This is a genomic window from Sphingopyxis sp. SCN 67-31 (assembly GCF_001725095.1).
The window spans coordinates 13165-30989 of sequence record NZ_MEFH01000055.1 but is presented as its reverse complement, the minus strand read 5'-3'; the positions used below and the strand labels follow the sequence as shown (position 1 = coordinate 30989).

The 17825-nt window shown below is 66.8% G+C and carries 19 protein-coding genes and 1 riboswitch; of the genes, 10 read left to right on the top strand and 9 right to left on the bottom strand.

Annotated features, from left to right (window positions below):
• Positions 1 to 15: 15 nt before the first annotated feature.
• Together metF and ABS88_RS08820 are read right to left on the bottom strand one after the other, a co-directional pair.
• Positions 16 to 957, bottom strand: coding sequence for a methylenetetrahydrofolate reductase (gene metF, locus ABS88_RS08825; RefSeq protein WP_076073980.1), 942 nt, complete (start codon positions 955 to 957; stop codon positions 16 to 18).
• Complete coding sequence (locus tag ABS88_RS08820; RefSeq protein WP_067105228.1) at positions 954 to 1940, bottom strand: ArsR/SmtB family transcription factor; 987 nt, start codon at positions 1938 to 1940, stop codon at positions 954 to 956. The genes metF and ABS88_RS08820 overlap by 4 nt, the downstream gene beginning before the upstream one ends.
• Positions 1941 to 2178: 238 nt before the next feature.
• Here ABS88_RS08820 and ABS88_RS08815 point away from each other — a divergent pair, with 238 nt between their 5' ends.
• From ABS88_RS08815 to ABS88_RS08800, 4 genes are all read left to right on the top strand, one after another.
• Positions 2179 to 2493 (top strand): hypothetical protein, encoded by a 315-nt coding sequence (locus ABS88_RS08815; RefSeq protein ID WP_067105229.1) that lies wholly within the window; start codon positions 2179 to 2181, stop codon positions 2491 to 2493.
• 182 nt (positions 2494 to 2675) lie between these two features.
• Entirely contained in the window at positions 2676 to 3005 is a 330-nt protein-coding gene (locus tag ABS88_RS08810; RefSeq protein WP_076073977.1) for an entericidin EcnAB, read from the top strand.
• A gap of 78 nt (positions 3006 to 3083) precedes the next feature.
• Positions 3084 to 3269, top strand: coding sequence for a hypothetical protein (locus ABS88_RS08805; RefSeq protein WP_076073974.1), 186 nt, complete (start codon positions 3084 to 3086; stop codon positions 3267 to 3269).
• A 51-nt stretch (positions 3270 to 3320) separates the two neighbouring features.
• Positions 3321 to 3413, top strand: a riboswitch (ZMP/ZTP riboswitch).
• A gap of 21 nt (positions 3414 to 3434) precedes the next feature.
• Complete coding sequence (locus ABS88_RS08800) at positions 3435 to 4130, top strand: DJ-1/PfpI family protein (RefSeq protein ID WP_234002557.1); 696 nt, start codon at positions 3435 to 3437, stop codon at positions 4128 to 4130.
• 66 nt (positions 4131 to 4196) lie between these two features.
• Here the strand turns inward: ABS88_RS08800 and groL are convergent, their stop codons facing one another.
• Together groL and groES are read right to left on the bottom strand one after the other, a co-directional pair.
• Positions 4197 to 5840 (bottom strand): chaperonin GroEL, encoded by a 1644-nt coding sequence (groL, locus tag ABS88_RS08795; protein WP_067105233.1) that lies wholly within the window; start codon positions 5838 to 5840, stop codon positions 4197 to 4199.
• Between the two features lie 63 nt (positions 5841 to 5903).
• Positions 5904 to 6191 (bottom strand): co-chaperone GroES, encoded by a 288-nt coding sequence (gene groES, locus ABS88_RS08790; RefSeq protein ID WP_076073969.1) that lies wholly within the window; start codon positions 6189 to 6191, stop codon positions 5904 to 5906.
• 142 nt (positions 6192 to 6333) lie between these two features.
• On the opposite strand from groES, the gene ABS88_RS08785 reads away from it, so the two are divergent.
• Positions 6334 to 6840: a hypothetical protein gene (locus ABS88_RS08785; protein ID WP_104959318.1), complete on the top strand. Its 507-nt coding sequence runs from the start codon at positions 6334 to 6336 to the stop codon at positions 6838 to 6840.
• Here the strand turns inward: ABS88_RS08785 and ABS88_RS08780 are convergent.
• Both ABS88_RS08780 and ABS88_RS08775 read right to left on the bottom strand, forming a co-directional pair.
• Complete coding sequence (locus tag ABS88_RS08780) at positions 6797 to 8191, bottom strand: MATE family efflux transporter (protein WP_199775050.1); 1395 nt, start codon at positions 8189 to 8191, stop codon at positions 6797 to 6799. The two genes, ABS88_RS08785 and ABS88_RS08780, sit on opposite strands and share 44 nt — an antisense overlap.
• A 112-nt stretch (positions 8192 to 8303) precedes the next feature.
• Positions 8304 to 8894 carry a Pycsar system effector family protein gene (locus ABS88_RS08775; RefSeq protein WP_076073964.1) on the bottom strand — a complete coding sequence of 197 codons (591 nt, stop codon included), beginning with the start codon at positions 8892 to 8894 and terminating at the stop codon, positions 8304 to 8306.
• Between the two features lie 148 nt (positions 8895 to 9042).
• Here ABS88_RS08775 and ABS88_RS08770 point away from each other — a divergent pair, with 148 nt between their 5' ends.
• The 3 genes from ABS88_RS08770 to ABS88_RS08760 all read left to right on the top strand — a co-directional run bounded on the left by ABS88_RS08770 (position 9043) and on the right by ABS88_RS08760 (position 12684).
• The gene (locus ABS88_RS08770) at positions 9043 to 9279 is read left to right on the top strand and encodes an acyl carrier protein (RefSeq protein WP_067105237.1); all 237 of its coding nucleotides are present in this window, start codon (positions 9043 to 9045) and stop codon (positions 9277 to 9279) included.
• Positions 9280 to 9388: 109 nt separating this feature from the next.
• Positions 9389 to 10591: a serine palmitoyltransferase gene (gene spt / locus ABS88_RS08765; RefSeq protein WP_067105238.1), complete on the top strand. Its 1203-nt coding sequence runs from the start codon at positions 9389 to 9391 to the stop codon at positions 10589 to 10591.
• 113 nt (positions 10592 to 10704) lie between these two features.
• The gene (locus ABS88_RS08760; protein ID WP_104959317.1) at positions 10705 to 12684 is read left to right on the top strand and encodes an ATP-binding protein; all 1980 of its coding nucleotides are present in this window, start codon (positions 10705 to 10707) and stop codon (positions 12682 to 12684) included.
• Positions 12685 to 12818: 134 nt separating this feature from the next.
• On the opposite strand, the gene ABS88_RS08755 is transcribed toward ABS88_RS08760, so the two are convergent.
• From ABS88_RS08755 to ABS88_RS08745, 3 genes are read right to left on the bottom strand one after another with little or no spacing between them, the layout of a single operon-like run.
• Complete coding sequence (locus ABS88_RS08755; protein ID WP_076073956.1) at positions 12819 to 13679, bottom strand: hypothetical protein; 861 nt, start codon at positions 13677 to 13679, stop codon at positions 12819 to 12821.
• A gap of 10 nt (positions 13680 to 13689) precedes the next feature.
• Positions 13690 to 14661, bottom strand: a complete 972-nt coding sequence (locus tag ABS88_RS08750; RefSeq protein ID WP_067113740.1) for a diacylglycerol/lipid kinase family protein — start codon at positions 14659 to 14661, stop codon at positions 13690 to 13692.
• 18 nt (positions 14662 to 14679) lie between these two features.
• Positions 14680 to 15195, bottom strand: a complete 516-nt coding sequence (locus ABS88_RS08745; RefSeq protein ID WP_076073954.1) for a DUF2141 domain-containing protein — start codon at positions 15193 to 15195, stop codon at positions 14680 to 14682.
• Between the two features lie 145 nt (positions 15196 to 15340).
• On the opposite strand from ABS88_RS08745, the gene lptF reads away from it, so the two are divergent.
• Both lptF and lptG read left to right on the top strand, forming a co-directional pair.
• On the top strand, positions 15341 to 16549 hold the full coding sequence (lptF, locus tag ABS88_RS08740) for an LPS export ABC transporter permease LptF (protein WP_076073953.1): 1209 nt from the start codon (positions 15341 to 15343) through the stop codon (positions 16547 to 16549).
• Entirely contained in the window at positions 16549 to 17646 is a 1098-nt protein-coding gene (gene lptG / locus ABS88_RS08735; RefSeq protein ID WP_076073951.1) for an LPS export ABC transporter permease LptG, read from the top strand. Before lptF ends, lptG begins: the two co-directional genes overlap by 1 nt.
• Positions 17647 to 17825: the final 179 nt, after the last annotated feature.

Here is a 17825-nt window from a genome sequence, read left to right as displayed (position 1 = left end):
TCCTTGCCATGCGATTCATGCGGCCTTCTCCGCCGCGGGCGCTGCCGGCGGGCGCAGGCCCAGCAGGTGGCAGATGGCGTAGCTGAGCTCCGCCCGGTTGAGCGTGTAGAAATGGAAGTCGCGCACGCCGCCGGCATAGAGGCGGCGGCAGAGTTCGGCGGCGATCGTCGCGGCGACGAGCTGGCGCGCCGAAGGCAGGTCGTCGAGCCCCTCGAACAGCGAGACCATCCACGCCGGGATCGCCGCGCCGCACATGTCGGCCATGCGCCGGGTCTGCGACACGTTCGACACCGGCAGGATGCCGGGAACGATCGGCGCATCGATCCCCGCCGCCGCCGCCGCGTCGCGGAAGCGCAGGAAGGCCTCCGGCGAGAAGAAGAATTGCGTGATCGCGCGCGTCGCGCCGGCGTCGAGCTTGCGCTTGAGATTGTCGAGGTCGGTTTGCGCGCAATCGGCGTCGGGATGCACCTCGGGATAGGCGGCGACCGAAATGTCGAAGGGCGCGACGGCCTTCAGCCCCGCGACCAGCTCGGCGGCATTGGCATAGCCCTGCGCATGGGCACGATAGGGCGCGCCGCCCGGCACATCGCCGCGCAGCGCGACGATGTGGCGCACGCCCGCCTCCCAATAGGCGCGCGCGACCGCGTCGATTTCCTCGCGCGAGGCCTCGACGCAGGTCAGGTGCGCCGCAGGCGGCACCGCGCTTTCCGCCGCGATGCGCGCGACGGTGGCGTGGGTGCGTTCGCGCGTCGAGCCGCCCGCGCCATAGGTGACCGAAACGAAGCGCGGCCCGAGCGGTTCGAGCGTGCGGAACGTGTCCCAGAGCTGCGCCTCCATCTTCTCCGTCTTCGGCGGGAAGAATTCGAAGCTGACGCCGATGTCGCCGTCGAGATTGGCGAACAACGGCGACGCCGCGGCGCGCCTGGCCTCCGCCAGCGAATTGAGGTTCGATGTCATGCGGCAAGTTTCCTGGTCTGCCCGCCTTCGCTGGCGGGGGTCTGATCTTCATCGCTGCGACGGCGCCCGAGCCACAGTTTCACTGCAAGCTCGCCGCCCTCGAGCGTCTGGCCGCTTTCGAGCAGCAAGCCGGCGGAGGCGAACCAGCCGCGGATCTGGGCATCCGAAAAGCCGAGACGGGCGTGCGCCGCAAGCATGCGCAGTTCCTCATCCTCGTGCGGTGCGAAATCGACGACGAGGAGATGCCCGCCGCCGCGCAGCACCCTTGCCGCCTCCGCGATCACGCGGTCGGGTTCGTGTGCGAAATGCAGCGCCTGATGGATGACGATGCTGTCGATGCTCGCATCGTCCATCGGCAGCGCCAGGAAATCGCCCTGCACCAGGTCGATCGGGACCGGCTGATCGGCCAGCTTGGCGCGCGCGAGCCGCAGCATTTCCGGGCTGCGGTCGAGCGCGGTGATACGCCGCGCGGTCGGCGCGAAAATCTCTGCCATCCGGCCAGTGCCCGTTCCGATGTCGAGCAGATGACCGAGCCGGCGCCCCGCCACCATCGCCAGCATCGCGGATTCCACCTCGCTCTCTGCGACGTGGCGGGAGCGGATCGCATCCCATTCGGCGGCATGCTCGGCGAAATAGCGCGCGGCGGCGGCCGCGCGGTCGTTGCGGATGGCGGCAAGGCGTCGGGCATCATAAGCGATCACCCGGCCCTCGCGCGCCGAGAAGGGCCATTTCTCGACCTGATCGATCATCGTCCGGATCGGCCCGTCCTGCACGATGCGCAGGAACACCCAGCTTCCCTCGCGCCGCCGCTCGACGATGCCGGCCTCGGCCAGGATGCGGACGTGCCGCGACACGCGCGGCTGGCTCTGATCGAGGACGATCGCCAGCTCCCCGATCGCCAGTTCCATCTCGCGCAGCAACGCCACGACTCGTAACCGGGTCGGGTCGGCAAGGGCACGGAAAATGTCGAGCAGCTCGGCCATGAGAAGGTGATATAAAGAATTCTTTATATCCAGTCAACCGGCCGAAAGCGCCCTGTTTCCGGGGCTTGCAGCGGCGGTATCGGGCTCGACTCGTCGATTTGAGCGCCGCCGCAACCAAAAAGTCCGTTGCACCGTTTTGGCCGAAATTGTAGCTCTGTCGGCGATTGGCAATGTGCCGGATCGAATTGTTCGCATCCGAATGCCGGTCAATCAGTTCAATCGAGAGGGGTATTCCCAAATGAAGAAGTCGATCACTCTGTCGCTCGTCCTTGCCACCTCGCTGGGCCTCGCTGCCTGCGGTGAAAAGGCTGCCGACGAAGCAGCTCCGGCCGCCGAAGACACCGCGACCGTCGAGGGCGCGGCGGACGGCGCGATGGAAGCGGCCGAAGGCGCCGCCGATGCGACCGCCGCTGCGGCCGACGCGACCGCGAATGCTGCCGGCGACGCCGCCGCTGCCGCGAACACGGCTGCCGACAAGGCGAGCGAAGCTGCCGACGCCGCCAAGGAAGCGACCGACGCTGCCAAGGGCGCGATGGAAGAAGCCAAGAAGTAATCGCTTCCTGGCATTCGACCAGTTGAAAAAGGGGTCGTCGGCACGCGCTGGCGGCCCCTTTTCACATGGTTGCCCCGGACCAGCGGACCGGCATCGCTCGCCGGTTGCCAAGGGCTTCATCCACCGCTAATTCTTCGCGCAGTGGTCGCGGGCCGGCCACCGCCCATTCGAAAGGAATTTCTATGCGCAAGATCATTATCGCCTCGATGGCCGCAGCGGCGTTCAGCCTCGCCGCCTGCTCGGAAAAGGCGCAGGACGAAACCGCCGAAGCGGGCGCCGCCGTCGCTGACGATGCCGCGGCTGCGGGCGATGCCGTGGCCGAGGGCGCCTCTGACGCCGCCGACGCGACCGCCGATGCCGCCAAGGACGCCGGTGCGGCGGTCGAGGGCGCGGCCAAGGATGCCGGCAATGCGGTCGAAGGCACGGTGAACGCCGCCGGCGACGCCGCCAAGGCCGCGGGCGACAAGATCGCCGCGGAAACCAAGAAGGCCGAAGCCAACGACAAGAAGTAAGTCGCTGGCGGGCTTTCGCCTTGCTATGAAGGGGCTCCATTCCATGAGGATGGGGCCCTTTTTCGTGGGAGAGGCGACATGATCCATCGCGTTGCGATCATCGCGGCGCTCGTGCTGCTCCTCGCCGCGGGATGCAGCCGCACCGACAACGAGCCCGGCCCCGGCGGCGTCACCGTCAGCGAAGCAAAGGCGCTCGACGACGCAGCCGAGATGCTCGAAAGCCGCGACGGCGCGGCGGACGCGGATACGGACGCCGGACGGTAGCACCCGCCTCCCGCAACGCCCTTTCCACCGCGGCCGCCCCGTCCTATGCTGCCGCTGCTCCGCGACTGGCGCTGAAGATGGAGTCCCATCGGGAAGCGGGGTCCGGCCGATGGCCGGCACGAGCCGCGCGCCTGGGTGATCCATTGCATGGCGAGGAGCATCCGCGTGACCGAAACCACCGCCCCCGAAAACACCCCCCAAACCACCATCGTCTTCCTTCTCTTTCCGGGCATCACCCAGCTCGACTTCACCGCGCCCGCGCAGGCGTTGAGCCGGATGCCCGGCGCGGTGCTGGCCGGTGCGGCGGCAAGCCGCGCGCCGATCGCCACCGACAGCGGCTTTTCGATCATCCCGACGCATGATTTCGCGGACTGTCCGCAGGCCGACATCCTGTGCGTGCCGGGCGGTCATGGCGTCGCCGCGGCGCTGGGCGATGCGGCGACGATCGCCTTCATCGAACGGCATGCCGCGGGCGCCCAATGGGTGACGAGCGTGTGCACCGGCGCTTTCCTGCTCGGCCGCGCCGGCCTGTTGCAGGGGCAGCGCGCGACGACGCACTGGGCCTATGCTCATCTGCTGCCGCTGGTCGGCGCGGAGGCGGTGAAAGCGCGCGTCGTCGAGGACGGCCGCGTCGTCACCAGCGGCGGCGTGACCTCCGGCCTCGATTTCGCGCTGACGCTGATCGGTCGCCTGCGCGGTCCCGTGGTCGCGCAGGCGATCCAGCTGGCGATCGAATACGACCCCGCGCCACCCTTTGCCGGCGGCCACCCCGACCGTGCGCCGCAGGCGGTGACGGCGGGGCTGAAGGCGCGCGTCTACGACGCGGCCGCCGCCCACATGGAAGCGGCGCTGCGGGCATGAAAAAGGGGCCGGAGGATCGCTCCCCCGGCCCCGATTTTCCAGCATATGCCGGCTGGGATGCGGGACTTAGAAGTCCATGCCGCCCATGCCGCCCATGCCGCCGCCGCCCATCGGCATCGCCGGCTTGTCTTCGGGCAGTTCGCTGACCGCCGCTTCGGTGGTGATCAGCAGGCCGGCAACCGACGCCGCATCCTGAAGCGCGGTGCGCACGACCTTGGTCGGGTCGATGACGCCGGCGGCCTTCAGATTCTCATAGGTGTCGGTCGCGGCGTTGAAGCCCTGATCGACATTGTCTTCGCGCAGCAGGTTGCCCGCGACGACCGCGCCGTCGTGGCCGGCGTTGGCCGCGATCTGGCGCAGCGGCGCTTCGATCGCCTTGCGGACGATGTCGATGCCGCGCGTCTGGTCGTCGTTGACGCCCTTCAGCCCGTCGAGCACCTTGGTCGCATAGAGCAGCGCGGTGCCGCCGCCCGAGACGATACCTTCCTCGACCGCGGCGCGGGTCGCGTGCAGCGCGTCGTCGACGCGGTCCTTGCGCTCCTTCACCTCGACCTCGGTCGCGCCGCCGACCTTGATAACCGCAACGCCGCCGGCGAGCTTCGCCAGACGTTCCTGCAGCTTTTCACGGTCGTAGTCGCTGGTCGTGGTCTCGATCTGGGCGCGGATCTGCTCGACGCGGGCCTTGATCGCATCGGCTTCGCCGGCGCCGTCGACGATGGTCGTGTTGTCCTTGTCGATGGTGACGCGCTTCGCCTGGCCCAGCATGTTCAGCGTGACCGATTCGAGCTTGATGCCCAGGTCTTCGCTGATCATCTCACCCTGCGTCAGGATCGCGATGTCCTGCAGCATCGCCTTGCGGCGATCGCCGAAGCCCGGCGCCTTGACCGCCGCGACCTTCAGGCCGCCGCGCAGACGGTTGACGACGAGGGTCGCCAGCGCTTCGCCTTCGATGTCCTCGGCGATGATCAGCAGCGGACGGCCCGACTGCACGACCGCTTCGAGGATCGGCAGCATCGACTGGAGGTTCGACAGCTTCTTTTCGAAGATCAGGATGTACGGATCGGCGAGTTCGACCGTCATCTTTTCAGGGTTGGTGATGAAATAGGGGCTCAGATAGCCGCGGTCGAACTGCATGCCCTCGACGACGTCGAGTTCGAATTCGAGGCCCTTGGCTTCCTCGACGGTGATGACGCCTTCCTTGCCGACCTTCTCCATCGCCTCGGCGATCTTCTCGCCGACTTCGGTGTCACCGTTGGCCGAGATGATGCCGACCTGCGCGATTTCCGACGAGCCAGACACCGGAGTCGAGCGGGCGGCGAGATCCTCGACCACCTTGCCGACGGCGAGGTCGATGCCGCGCTTGAGGTCCATCGGGTTCATGCCCGCGGCGACCGACTTCATGCCTTCGCGGACGATCGCCTGCGCCAGCACGGTCGCGGTGGTGGTGCCGTCACCGGCCTTGTCGTTCGCCTTGCTGGCGACCTCGCGCAGCATCTGCGCGCCCATGTTCTCGAACTTGTCCTTGAGCTCGATTTCCTTGGCGACGCTGACGCCGTCCTTGGTGATGCGGGGAGCGCCGAAGCTCTTGTCGATCACGACATGCCGGCCCTTGGGGCCCAGCGTGACCTTGACGGCGTCGGCGAGGATGTCGACGCCCTTGAGGATCCGCTCGCGCGCGTCGCGCGAAAATTTAACGTCCTTGGCAGCCATTGGCTCGTTCCTTTCAAAGGCGCAGGAAACTGCGCAACTTCACTCTCAATTCGATGGACGGACTCAGGCGAGAATGCCGAGGATGTCCGATTCCTTCATGATCAGCAGCTCTTCGCCGTCGACCTTGATCTCGGTGCCCGACCACTTGCCGAACAGGATGCGGTCGCCGGCCTTGACGTCGAGCGCGATGCGGTCGCCGTCCTCGTCGCGGGCGCCCTCGCCGACGGCGACGATCTCGCCTTCCTGCGGCTTTTCCTTGGCGGTGTCGGGGATGATGATGCCGCCGGCCGTCTTTTCCTCGGCTTCGATACGGCGGACGAGCACACGATCGTGCAGCGGACGAAATTGCATGGATATCCCTCCAGAGGTGCAAATGATGTCACTTAGCACTCACACCAGGCGAGTGCTAACAGGCGGGCATATGGGTCGCACCCCGTGGGGCGTCAAGCGGAGTCCAACGAAAATTTTACGTCTGCTCGGCTAGAGCATCCAGATGGGGGGCGAAGTTCCAGTCATCAAGGAGGCGGAGGCCGTCGATCTGCGCGCCTTGCGCGAGCGGGGACAACTGCTGCGCGGGGAGTTTCTGGACGCCTTCGCCAAGCTTGAAGCCGCCGTGATGGATTATATTGTCCGGCTTGAGTTGAAGGCCGCGCCCGGCACCCCCCTCACTCAAAAGCTGACCCGCCTTTCAGGAGCGAAAGACCACTTCGTCCATCCGAAAAAGCTGGAAGAGCGAATCAAGGCGATCACGCTTCTCAACGACAAGCGAACCGACCTCGTCCATGCTGTATTGACCGTGATCGTGCGATATGACGGCAGCAAAGCCATCGAAAACTGGTTCGGGTTCCAGAATGCTTGCCACACGGACAAGAAGCTTCGAATTCTAACGGTCGAGGAAATGAAGGACATGGTTCGAGAAGCGAAGCAACTCTCCAGCCAGTTCAGCCACCAGCAACTTAAGGAAGCAGCCCCAGCCGCGCCCGCATCCGCCAGCGCATGAGCAGCAGCGCGGCGACGACGACCAGTCCGACCGCGAGGCCGATCCAGATGCCGACGCCCGCCATCGGGGTCCAGAAGCCGAGGTAGATCGCGGTGCCATAGCCCGCGATCCAATAGCCGCACACCGCGATCAGCATCGGGATGCGCGTGTCCTGCAATCCGCGCAGCACCCCCGCGGCGACCGTCTGCGCCCCGTCGAACAGCTGAAAAGCGGCGGCGATGACGAGGAACTGCATCGCGAAACCGACGAGCGCGGCGTTCTTCGTATCGCCCACATCGACATAGAGCGACAGCACCGTCGCCGGATAGAGCCACATGCCGAGCGCGGTCAGCACCATGAAGCCGATGCCGAGCCACAGCGAGGCGCGGCCGGCGAGCGCGATGGCGCGGCGGTCGCGCGCGCCATAGGCGAGCCCGACGCGGATCGTCGCCGCCTGCGCGACGCCGAACGGAATCTGGAAAGCGAGCGCCGCGATCTGGAGCGCGATCGTATGCCCGGCCAGCTGCGCCTCGCCGATCCGGCCCATCAGGAAGGCGGCGCCGGTGAACAGCCCCGCCTCGGCAAGGATGGTCAGCCCGATCGGGGTGCCGATGCGGACGGTCTCGACGAAGCGGCTCCATTCGCTGCGCCACCAGTTGCCGAACAGATGATAGCGCCGCAGCCGCCGGTCGCTCTGGATCACCACGACATAGGCGATCAGCATCGCGGTGCTGGTCAGCACGCTCGACAGCGCCGAGCCGTGGAGGCCGAGCGCGGGCAGGCCGAGGTGGCCGAACACCAGTGTCCAGTTGCCGAGCGCGTTGACGAACAGCGCGAGGAAGGTGATCGCGGTCGCGATCGTCGGCCGCCCGAGCGCCGAGACGAAGATGCGCAGCACGCTCGCCGCGATCATCGGCGCCATCCCCCACATCAGGATCAGCAGGAAAGCGGCGGCGCGATGGGTCAATTCGGGGTCCTGCCCGGTCGCGCGCATGATCGGCCCGCCGGCGGCGCACACGCCCATGAAGACGAGCGAGACGAGCAGGCTGAGCCACAGCGCCATGCGCACGGTGCGCCGCACCTCGCGCACGCTGTGCTTGCGCCGGCCGAGTTCGGCGGCGATCAGCGGTGCCGCGGCGCCGACCAGCCCGGTGCCCGTCCACAGCAGAAGGCCGAAGATCGCGACGCCGAGCGACGAGGCGGCGAGCGCCGTGTCGCCGAGCCTTGCGACGAAGATCACGTCGATCGCATGGACGAGCATCTGGAGCAGGTTCGCGGCGGCCAGGGGCCAGGCGAGCGCCAGTGTTTCGCGGAATTCGACGCGGAATGTCCGCGGCGGTTCCGCGGTCAGGGGGTGGGCCTGATCGAGCATGGCCGGCCCGGATAAGCGCGGGGTTCCAGCGGTTCAATAGCGACGGGGCGAGGCGTGCGGTTTGACGAGCGGGGGTGATAAAAAGGCCACAGCCGTTCCCTTCACCCCGGATTTATTCCATCCACATTGCCGTCATCTCGACCGCGAAGGCGAGGAAGGTCAGCGTCAGCCCCACCACGAACAACCGATAGGCATAGGCCAGATAGCGATATTTGCGCCGCGCGAGCACGACGCCATTCTGCCAGGTGTCGCGCAGCATCACCTCGTAGAGGTCCTCTTCAGTGCGCAGGCGCGCCTTGATCGCGGCGATGAACTCATCCTCCCCCATCTGCGCGAAATGGCCGAAGAAGAGGAGATTGCCGCGATCTTCGCCGTCGCGCGCGGCCGGCGGCGCCTTGCCGACGCGCGGCAGCACGGCGGAGATGGCGAGCAGCGCCGACAGGAAGGAAAAGGTCGCGAGGATCGCGAGCGGCGTCGTCAGCGCCCCCGCCCCGGCGCGCGCCTGTCCGATCGCGAGGGTGAAGACGACGAAGGTCGCGCCCATCAGGATCGACGCCTTCTGATCGGCCATCTGCGACAATTGCATCGTGATCTGCTGATTGGTGCGGACGAGATGGACCGCATTGGGCGGAAAGCCGGTCGCGGGCGGCGGCTCCACGCGTTCCGGCGCCTTTTTCGGCCGCTTCTCCGGTTCCTTGCTCATAGGCCATCCCCGATCATCGAACCGCACCAGCGATGGCATGCCGGGCGTCGATCGGCAAGATGCTGCCCGATTGCCGCCGCAATCGCTTGCCAAGGAACCATGGTCGCGGCATGTCCGCGCGATATTTCCACTTTTGGGACGCACCGAAATGAGCACCGCGCTGCGCGAGACGATTCACGGCCTGATCGAGCCGTTCAACAAGAAGGGCGTCGAACTGACCGACGCCACGACCTTTGCCGGCGACCTCGAATGGGACAGCCTGACCGTCATGGATTTCGTCGCCGAGGTCGAGGACAGTTTCGACATCATCATCAGCATGAACATGCAGGCGGAAATCGAGAATGTCGGCCAGTTGATCGCCGCGGTGGAGAAACTGCAGGGCTGACCTCTCTCGTTCCGTTCGTGTCGAGCGAAGTCGAGACACCCATCAGGAAAGTGCGAGGCCGAGGGGCATTTCGACTTCGCTCGATGCGAACGGATTTTGGAAGCATCATATGACCGATCTTTTCTCGAAATTCGACCCGCTGATCGAGCAGCGCGCGGCGCTGCTGTCGACCGGCGTCACCGATCCGTTCAGTCTGGTGATGGAAAAGGTGCTCTCGCCCACCGTCGCGATCTGCAACGGGCGCGAGACGATCCTGCTCGGCACCTACAATTATATGGGCATGACCTTCGACGAGGACGTCATCGCCGCGGGCAAGGACGCGCTCGACAAATTCGGCAGCGGCACGACCGGCAGCCGTGTCCTCAACGGCACCTATCAGGGGCACCGGGAGGTCGAGGAGGCGCTGAAGGACTTCTACGCCATGGATCATGCCATGGTGTTCTCGACCGGCTATCAGGCGAACCTCGGCATCATCTCGACGATCGCCGGCAAGGGCGACTACATCATCCTCGACATCGACAGTCACGCCTCGATCTACGACGGCTGCAAGATGGGCGATGCGGAGATCGTCGCTTTTCGCCACAACGACATCGAAGCGCTGGAAAAGCGGCTGAAGCGCCTGCCGCCCGAGGCGGGCAAGCTCGTCGTGCTGGAGGGCGTCTATTCGATGCTCGGCGATGTCGCGCCGCTGAAGGAGATGATCCGCATCGCCAAGGAGAATGGCGCGATGGTGCTGGTCGACGAGGCGCATTCGATGGGCTTCATCGGCGAGCACGGCCGCGGCGTCGCCGAGGCGCAGGGGGTGATCGACGACGTCGATTTCATCATCGGCACCTTTTCGAAGAGCGTCGGCACCGTCGGCGGCTTCTGCGTGTCGAACCATCCGAAGTTCGAAATCCTGCGGCTCGTCTGCCGCCCCTATGTCTTCACCGCCTCGCTGCCGCCGAGCGTCGTCGCGACCGCCGCGACGAGCATCCGCAAGCTGATGCACGGATCGAACAAGCGCGCGCATCTGTGGGAAAATTCGAAGGCGCTGCACAAAGGGCTGCGCGATCTGGGCTTCACGCTCGGCACCGACGAGCCGCAGTCGGCGATCATCGCCGTCATCATGCCCGATCTCGAAAGGGGCGCGATGATGTGGGAAGCGCTGCTCGAGGAAGGGCTTTACGTCAACCTCGCGCGCCCGCCGGCGACCCCCGCGGGCATGACGCTGCTGCGCTGTTCGCTGTGCGCCGAGCATTCGGCCGACCAGGTCGGCGAGATCCTCGGCCGCTTCGAGCGCGCGGGCAAGCGCACCGGCATTATCGGCTGAAACGAGCCTGCGCGCCGACCAGCGGATTCCTTTTCGGGGCGAACCGAGCATCGCGCCGCGTCCCGGGCGCTTCGCCGCTTTGCCCAGCCGCCGAATGCCGGTAAACAGGCGCGGTGTTCGAGCGGGATGGCGACAGTGAAAGCGAAAGCCGCCGGGAGCGCGTGCGCTTCTGGCTGACGGTCGGCGTCGGCACGATCCTGGTCGGGGTCGTCGCGGCGCTCGTGCTGCTGCTGATGCGCGCCAACGACAATTACGATCGGTCGCTCGGCTATCAGGCGCACAGCCTGGAGATGATCCAGCAGACGCGCAGCCTCGACGCCGCGCTCGCCCGCGCCGAATCCGCTCTCGGCCGCTTCGCGGTCGGGCTGCAGAAAGAGGACGGGCGCATCTATCAGCAGCAATGGGGCCTCGCGCAGCAATATCTGGCGCTGCTCCGGCGCAACGTGCGCGACAATCCCAAGCAGGCCGAACTGGTGCAGCAGCTGACCGCCGAACTCGCCCAGCGCGGCACGCAACTCGGGGACGCCGCGCTCAGTGCCAATTATCGCCAGACGGTCGCGGCGATCTCCAAATATAATGCGGCGGGGCACGACCCGGCGCTCGGCCGCATCGACAAGCTGCTCACCGAGCTGATCCGCAACGAGCGCACGCTGCTCAGCGAGCGCAACCGCATCGCCGCCTCCGACCGCGCGAGCCTGAACCAGGCGATCCTGCTCTTCTCGCTGCTCGGCGCGCTCGCGGCGGTGATCGCCATCGCGGCGAGCTTCTCGCTCGTGCGAGCGGAAAGCGAGCGGCGCATGGCGCGGCGCGAGCAACTCGCCGAGAGCGACCGCGCGATGCTGCTCGAAGCCGCGGTCGAGGAACGGACCGCCGAACTGGCGAAAGCCAACGAGGCGCTGCGCGGCGAGATGGTCGAGCGCGAAGCGGCCGAGGCGCAATTGCGGCAGGCGCAGAAGATGGAGGCCGTGGGTCAGCTCACCGGCGGGATCGCGCATGATTTCAACAATATGCTCGCGGTCGTCGTCGGCGGGCTCGAACTGGCCCAGCGCTGGCTGTCGGAAGCGCCCGACAAGGCGCAGCGCCACCTCGGCAACGCGCTCGACGGCGCCAACCGCGCCGCCGACCTGACGCGGCGGCTGCTCGCCTTTGCTCGGTCGGAGCCCGCCCGTCCCGAATTCACCCCCGTGGACGAATGCATCGCGAGCTTCGCCGAACTGATCGAACGCACGATCGGCGACCGGATCGCGCTGTCGCTCGACCTCGGCGCGGAAGGGCTCGCCTGCCGGCTCGACCGGCAGCAGTTCGAGAATGCGCTGCTCAATCTCGCGGTCAACGCGCGCGACGCCATGGGCGGTCACGGCACGCTCGTCATCCGCACGCTGCGCGACGAAAGGGCCGAAACCGCGGCGCTCGCGGTGCAGGTGATCGACAGCGGCTGCGGCATGGCGCCCGAGGTGATCGAACGCGTGTTCGACCCCTTCTACACCACCAAGCCCGCCGGGCAGGGCACCGGGCTGGGCATGACGCAGGTCTTCGCCTTCTGCCGCCAGTCGGGGGGCGAGGTGCAGATCGCCTCGACCGTCGGCGAGGGGACGAGCGTCGCGATGCTGCTGCCGGTCGCGCGGCCCGGTGAAACCGACGCGGCGGTGGCGGACGGCGGCAAGGCTCTTTCCGACGCACCGTCCCACGCGCTCGACATATTGGTGGTCGAGGACGACCGGCGCGTTCTGGCCGCGACGGTCGATGCGGTCGAGGAACTGGGCCACCGCGCGGTCGCCTGCAACGATCCGCTGAAGGCCGAGGCGCTGGTCGCGGCCAACGGCGGGTTCGACCTGATCCTGTCCGACGTGCTGATGCCCGAACTCACCGGGCCGGAAATGGTGGAACGGCTCAAGGCGCGCTGGCCCGACCTGTCGGTGCTGTTCGTCACCGGTTACGCCGGCGACGCAAGCGAGATCGCGAGCTTCGGCGACCACGACGTGCTGCGCAAGCCCTTCACCCTCGCCGCGCTCGACCAGGCGATCCGCCGCTGCCGCGACGTCCCCGCGCCCGAGCCGGGCGCGGCGACGCTCGCGCGCGCGACCTCGTCCTAGACTCTGATGACTTTAGATTGACCCACTTCGTCATTGCGAGCGGAGCGAAGCAATCCAGAGCGGTTTGCGCACACTCTGGATTGCCGCGTCGCTTCGCTCCTCGCAATGACGATTCCAACTCATGTCATCATGTTCTAGCGGATCGCGCCGCTCCGCATCAGGCGCGGGACCAGCGTCAGCGCGGCGAGCAGCGGCCAGCGGCGCTGCCAGGGCTTGATCTCGATCTTCGTGCCCGCGTGGCGATTGATCTTCCACGCCAGATAGTCGATCCCGCCGGCATAGGTCAGGCTGGCCTTGGCGAGCCGCACGATGCTGAGCGCCTTGCCCTCGATGCGGCGGCGCGTCCAGCCGCCGCTCGGCGCACCCACCGGGATGGCCGCGGCGGCGGCCTCGCCGAAATCGCGGTAGCGGTCGGGATCGGCGTCGACCACCGACTGCGCGCGGCTCGCCCGCTCGGCACGCAGCTCGACCGAATAGGTGAGCGAAAAGGCGCGGCGCCACCAGTCGAGGATCGATTCGCCGCCGAGGCGTCCGGCCGCCGCGAGCAGCGTCGGCGCCGCGCGCGCCACCACCGCCGCCGCCTTGTCGCGCGCGGTGTCGTCGACCGCCCAGACGAGCCGCGACGGCTGCGCGAAGCGCGCCCAGACCGACACGTTGCGCGTCTCCGGCCCGTTCAGCCGGTGGAAGTCGCTTTCGCTGAGCACCGCATATTTGGCCATCAGCCCGCCCGCCTGAAAGGGAAAGACGTTCGGCGGGATCAGGCGGTTGGCGAACGCCATCCAGCGTTTCGGATAGGCATCGCCATAGTCGGAGACGATCAGGTAGAAATCGAGCATCAGCCCGTCGAGCTGCGTCTCGCGCAGACAGCTCCCATAGAAGAGCACCGCGCGTGCGCTGCCCGGATATCGGGCCGCGATCGCCGCCGCCATCGCCGCGACGCGCGGATCGACGGGGAGCGCCAATTCTTCGCGGACGAGGCTGGCGATGTCGCGCACGGGCCGACGCTCAGGCTGCGAGACGCAGGAAGGGCACCGGCTGGGTCGAGGTCAGGATGATCGGCCGGCCGCCCGAGGTCTCGAAAATCTCGCCGTCGAGGATGACGTTCGAACGCTCGCCCTCGATATGGATTTCGTCGCCCTGCTGGAAATGCACGCCTTCGAGCGGCTTCTGCCCCAGCGTGCCGCGCCAGGCCGCGCCGAGCATGCGGAACAGCGCGCCGACGCTGCTGTCGGTCGCGAGCAGCTTCATATGGCCGTTGGTCCCATGGGCATCGCTGGTGCGGATGCTGAGCAGCAGCTTTTCCAGCGTCGTGATGATCAGCAGCGAGAATTTGCCCTTGAACTCGCCCTGGCGGACGAGCGAGACCGTCATCGGCTGCGGCTTGGGCGGCAGGCGTCCGCCGCCGATCCCGAGCACCATCGCGAACAGGCCGAGAATCGCCGCGAGCACGTGCGACAGCCCGTTCGGCAGGCCGAGCGGATAGATGCGGTTGCGGCAATAGAGCATGACGTCGGCGAGATAGGCGCCGCCGAGGAACATGCCGAGCACCGGCCGCGCACCGCCGCTGTCGAGCGCGATGAGCTGGCGTTCGATGACATGGTCCTCGAGCGATCCGGCCTCGACCAGTTCGACGACGCGCCGCAACGCCTTGATCGGGTCGCCCTCCGCGCCGAGGTCGAGCGCGATCAGGTTGGTCTTGCCATTGGGCAGCACCGCGACCGGCGGCGGCGACCCGCCGAAATGCCCCCCCGAATAAAGCTCGGTCAGCGCCGCCTGCACCGTGCCGTCGCCACCGTTGATCGCGACGACGCGCGGCGAGACCATCGCGATGGTGCGGATCGCCTCGCCGATCTGGTCGACATGCTCGACCTCATAGTGAAAGATGTCGGGGTGCGCCGCGCAATATTCGCGCACGCGCGGCAACAGCGAACGGTTGCCCGTGGAGCGCGGATTGGAAAGAAGCGCGACGCTGGCCACTACCCCTCCATGCCTTTCCTAATCGACCGGTGCGAACGACAGGCCGCTGATATAGTTGAGCGTGACCGGCACGCGCTTGGTCGTGCCGCCGACCGCAAAGCTGACCGCCGCCAGCTTCGGCTTGCGCTTGAAGATGAAATCGGTGACCTTCATGTCGGGATTGCCCGACATGCCGCCGCCGTCGCTCTTGTCCGACTTGCCGTTGCCGTTGATGTCGTGGCGCACCGAGACGACGTAATTGCCCGGCGTCTTCACCGGCACGCAGACCTGCATGTTGCCCGACCGGGATACCGGGACATCGACCCGTTCCAGCCATTTGCGCTTTTCCAGATAGCTGCTGTCCGCATCGTAGATCTGGACGCGCAGCGTGCCGGTGTGCGCCTTGAAACCGCGCACGTCGACCAGCACCGCGGTCGCATTGCTGTTGCACAGATGCGCCGAGGGGCCCAGCGTCGCGCCCTGCGCGGCGACGGGCGCTGCCAGCGCTCCAACGGCGCCGGCGGCGAGCATCGCGGCGAAAAACATTTTCGACATGACCTCAATTCCTCCAGAGGCTATAACCATGCCGGCGTTCGCTTGCGCACGCGCTGAAGCACACGCTGGCATGGGTCCCTGTCGCCCTTGACTCGGCATATTGGAAACATTTGCGGCCAAATCATGGTGATGGGGCGACGAAAGCTTGAATAGACTACCCGCCATCGACCGCTACATCGCGCGGCTCATCTTCTTCCCCATGCTCGGAACGCTCGTCGTGTCGGCGATGCTGCTGGTGCTGGAAAAGATGCTGCGCCTGTTCGATTTCGTCGCGACCGAAGGGGGGCCGGTCAGCGTCGTCTGGCGCATGCTCGCCAATCTGATCCCCGAATATCTCTCGCTCGGCATTCCGATCGGGCTGATGCTCGGTATCCTCCTGGCTTTCCGGCGGCTTGCGACCACCAGCGAGCTCGACGTGCTGCGCGGCGTCGGCATGAGCTTCGGCCGGCTGATGCGCATGCCCTATGTCTTTGCCCTGGCGCTCGCGCTGATCAACCTCGCCATCGTCGGCTTCATCCAGCCCTACGCCCGCTATGCCTATGAAGGGCTGCAGTTCGAGCTGCGCTCTGGCGCGCTCGGCGCCTCGATCAAGGTCGGCGAGTTCACCAAGCTGGGCAGCCGCATGACGCTGCGCATCGAGGAAAGCTACAACGACGGTCGCAGCCTGCGCGGCATCTTCGTGCGCGGCGAGAACAAGGACGGGCAGCGCGTGTCGGCCACCGCGGCGCAGGGGCAGTTCCTCGCCACCGACGATCCCGACACGATCATCCTGCGGCTGACCAACGGGGTGCTGATCCACGAATCGCCGAAATTCTCCGTGCCGCGCGTGCTCAGCTTCGACAATCACGACCTGCCGATCCCGCTGCCCAAGATCGAGGCGTTCCGCACCCGCGGCGGCGCCGACCGCGAGCTGACCATCCCCGAGCTGTTCGTCGTCGGCAACGACAAGGCCGAACCGCTGAAGACCCGCCTCGAATCGCGCGCCAATTTCCATTTCCGGATCGTCGAGGTGGCGTCGATGTTCCTGATTCCGCTGCTCGCGGTCGCGCTCGCCATTCCACCGAAGCGATCGACCAGTTCGCTCGGGGTCTTCCTGTCGATCGTGCTGCTGGTGACGCAGCACAAGATCAACCAATATGCCGAGGATATGGGGGCGCGCGGGACGATCGACCCGATCATCGCGCTGTGGGTGCCCTTCCTGCTGTTCGCCGCGCTCGCGATCTGGATGTACTACACCCTCGCGCATGTGCCGGGCGGGCAGCCGATCGGCGCGCTCGAACGCGTCGCCGCGAAGGCGGGGCAGCGCATCCGCCGTCTTCTCCAGCTCTTCCAGCGCAAGCAGCGGCGCGCCTGATGCATCAGCTTCATTTTTTCCCCTCGCGCACCATGGCGCTCTATGTCGGGCGCCTGTTTCTGGTGCGCAGCTTCGCGATCCTGTTCGCGCTGGTGCTGATCCTCCAGACGCTCGACCTGCTGGGGGAAAGCGGCAAGATACTGGCGGTCGCCGGCAACAGCGACAGCGACGTGTGGCGCTATGTCGGGCTGCGCTTTCCGCAGATCGTCGAAACCTTCCTGCCCTTTTCGGTGCTGCTCGGCACCATATTGACGCTCGCGACGCTCAACCAGAACAGCGAGGTGATCGCGATGAAGGCGTCCGGCATGTCGGCGCATCAGGTGCTCGCGCCGCTGTTCCTCGCCGCGCTGCTCGTCGCCGGGATCAGCTTCGCCTTCAACGAACGCATCGTCACCCGCGCGACTGCGGCGCTCAGCGCGTGGCAGAAGGTCGAATATGCGCAGATTCCGCCCGATACGGGGGTCCGCACCAACGTCTGGGTCCGCGCTGGCGACGACCTGATCAACGCCGAAACGGTCGAGACGAAGGGCGCCGCGGTGCTGCTCCGTAACGTCACCATCATCGAACGCAAGGGCGGCGTGCTGGCGTCGATGCTGTCGGCCGACAGCGGCCGCGCGATCGCGGGGGGATGGGAATTCACCGGCGCGCGGCGCTTCATCCGCCGATCGGGAACGGTCGAGCCGCTCGGCACCATCATAGCCGCCAAGGGGGTGCGCCCCGACCAGTTCACGCTGGCGCAGGTCGATGGCGACGAACTTCCCTTCCTCGCGCTCAAGAGCGCGATCGACGACCTGGAGGTCGCGGGGCGGCCGGTCGACGCGCTGAAAGGCGTGCTGTGGCACAAGATTTCGGGGCCGCTGTCGGCGATATTGATGCCGCTGCTCGGCGCCGTTGCGGCCTTCGGCCTCGCGCGGTCGGGCAAGCTGTTCGTGCGCGCGATCCTGGGCATGGCGCTGGGCTTCGCCTATTTCGTCGCCGACAATTTCGCGCTCGCGATGGGCGATCTGGGCGCCTATCCGCCGTTCCTCGCGGCGTGGGGGCCGTTCATCCTGTTCGCGCTGATCGGCGAGATGATCCTGATCCGGACCGAAGAATAGGATCGGCTGACCGGCTACAACCGGGAAACCGACCTATTCCGCATCGTCACCCCGGACTTGATCGGGATATATACCCTTCAGGCAAGCAGGGAGTTGTTCCCCGGCGAAAGCCGGGGTCCATGCGGGGCAGCGTTGTGCCATCTGGACCCCGGCTTTCGCCGGGGAGCAGTGACTTGTCG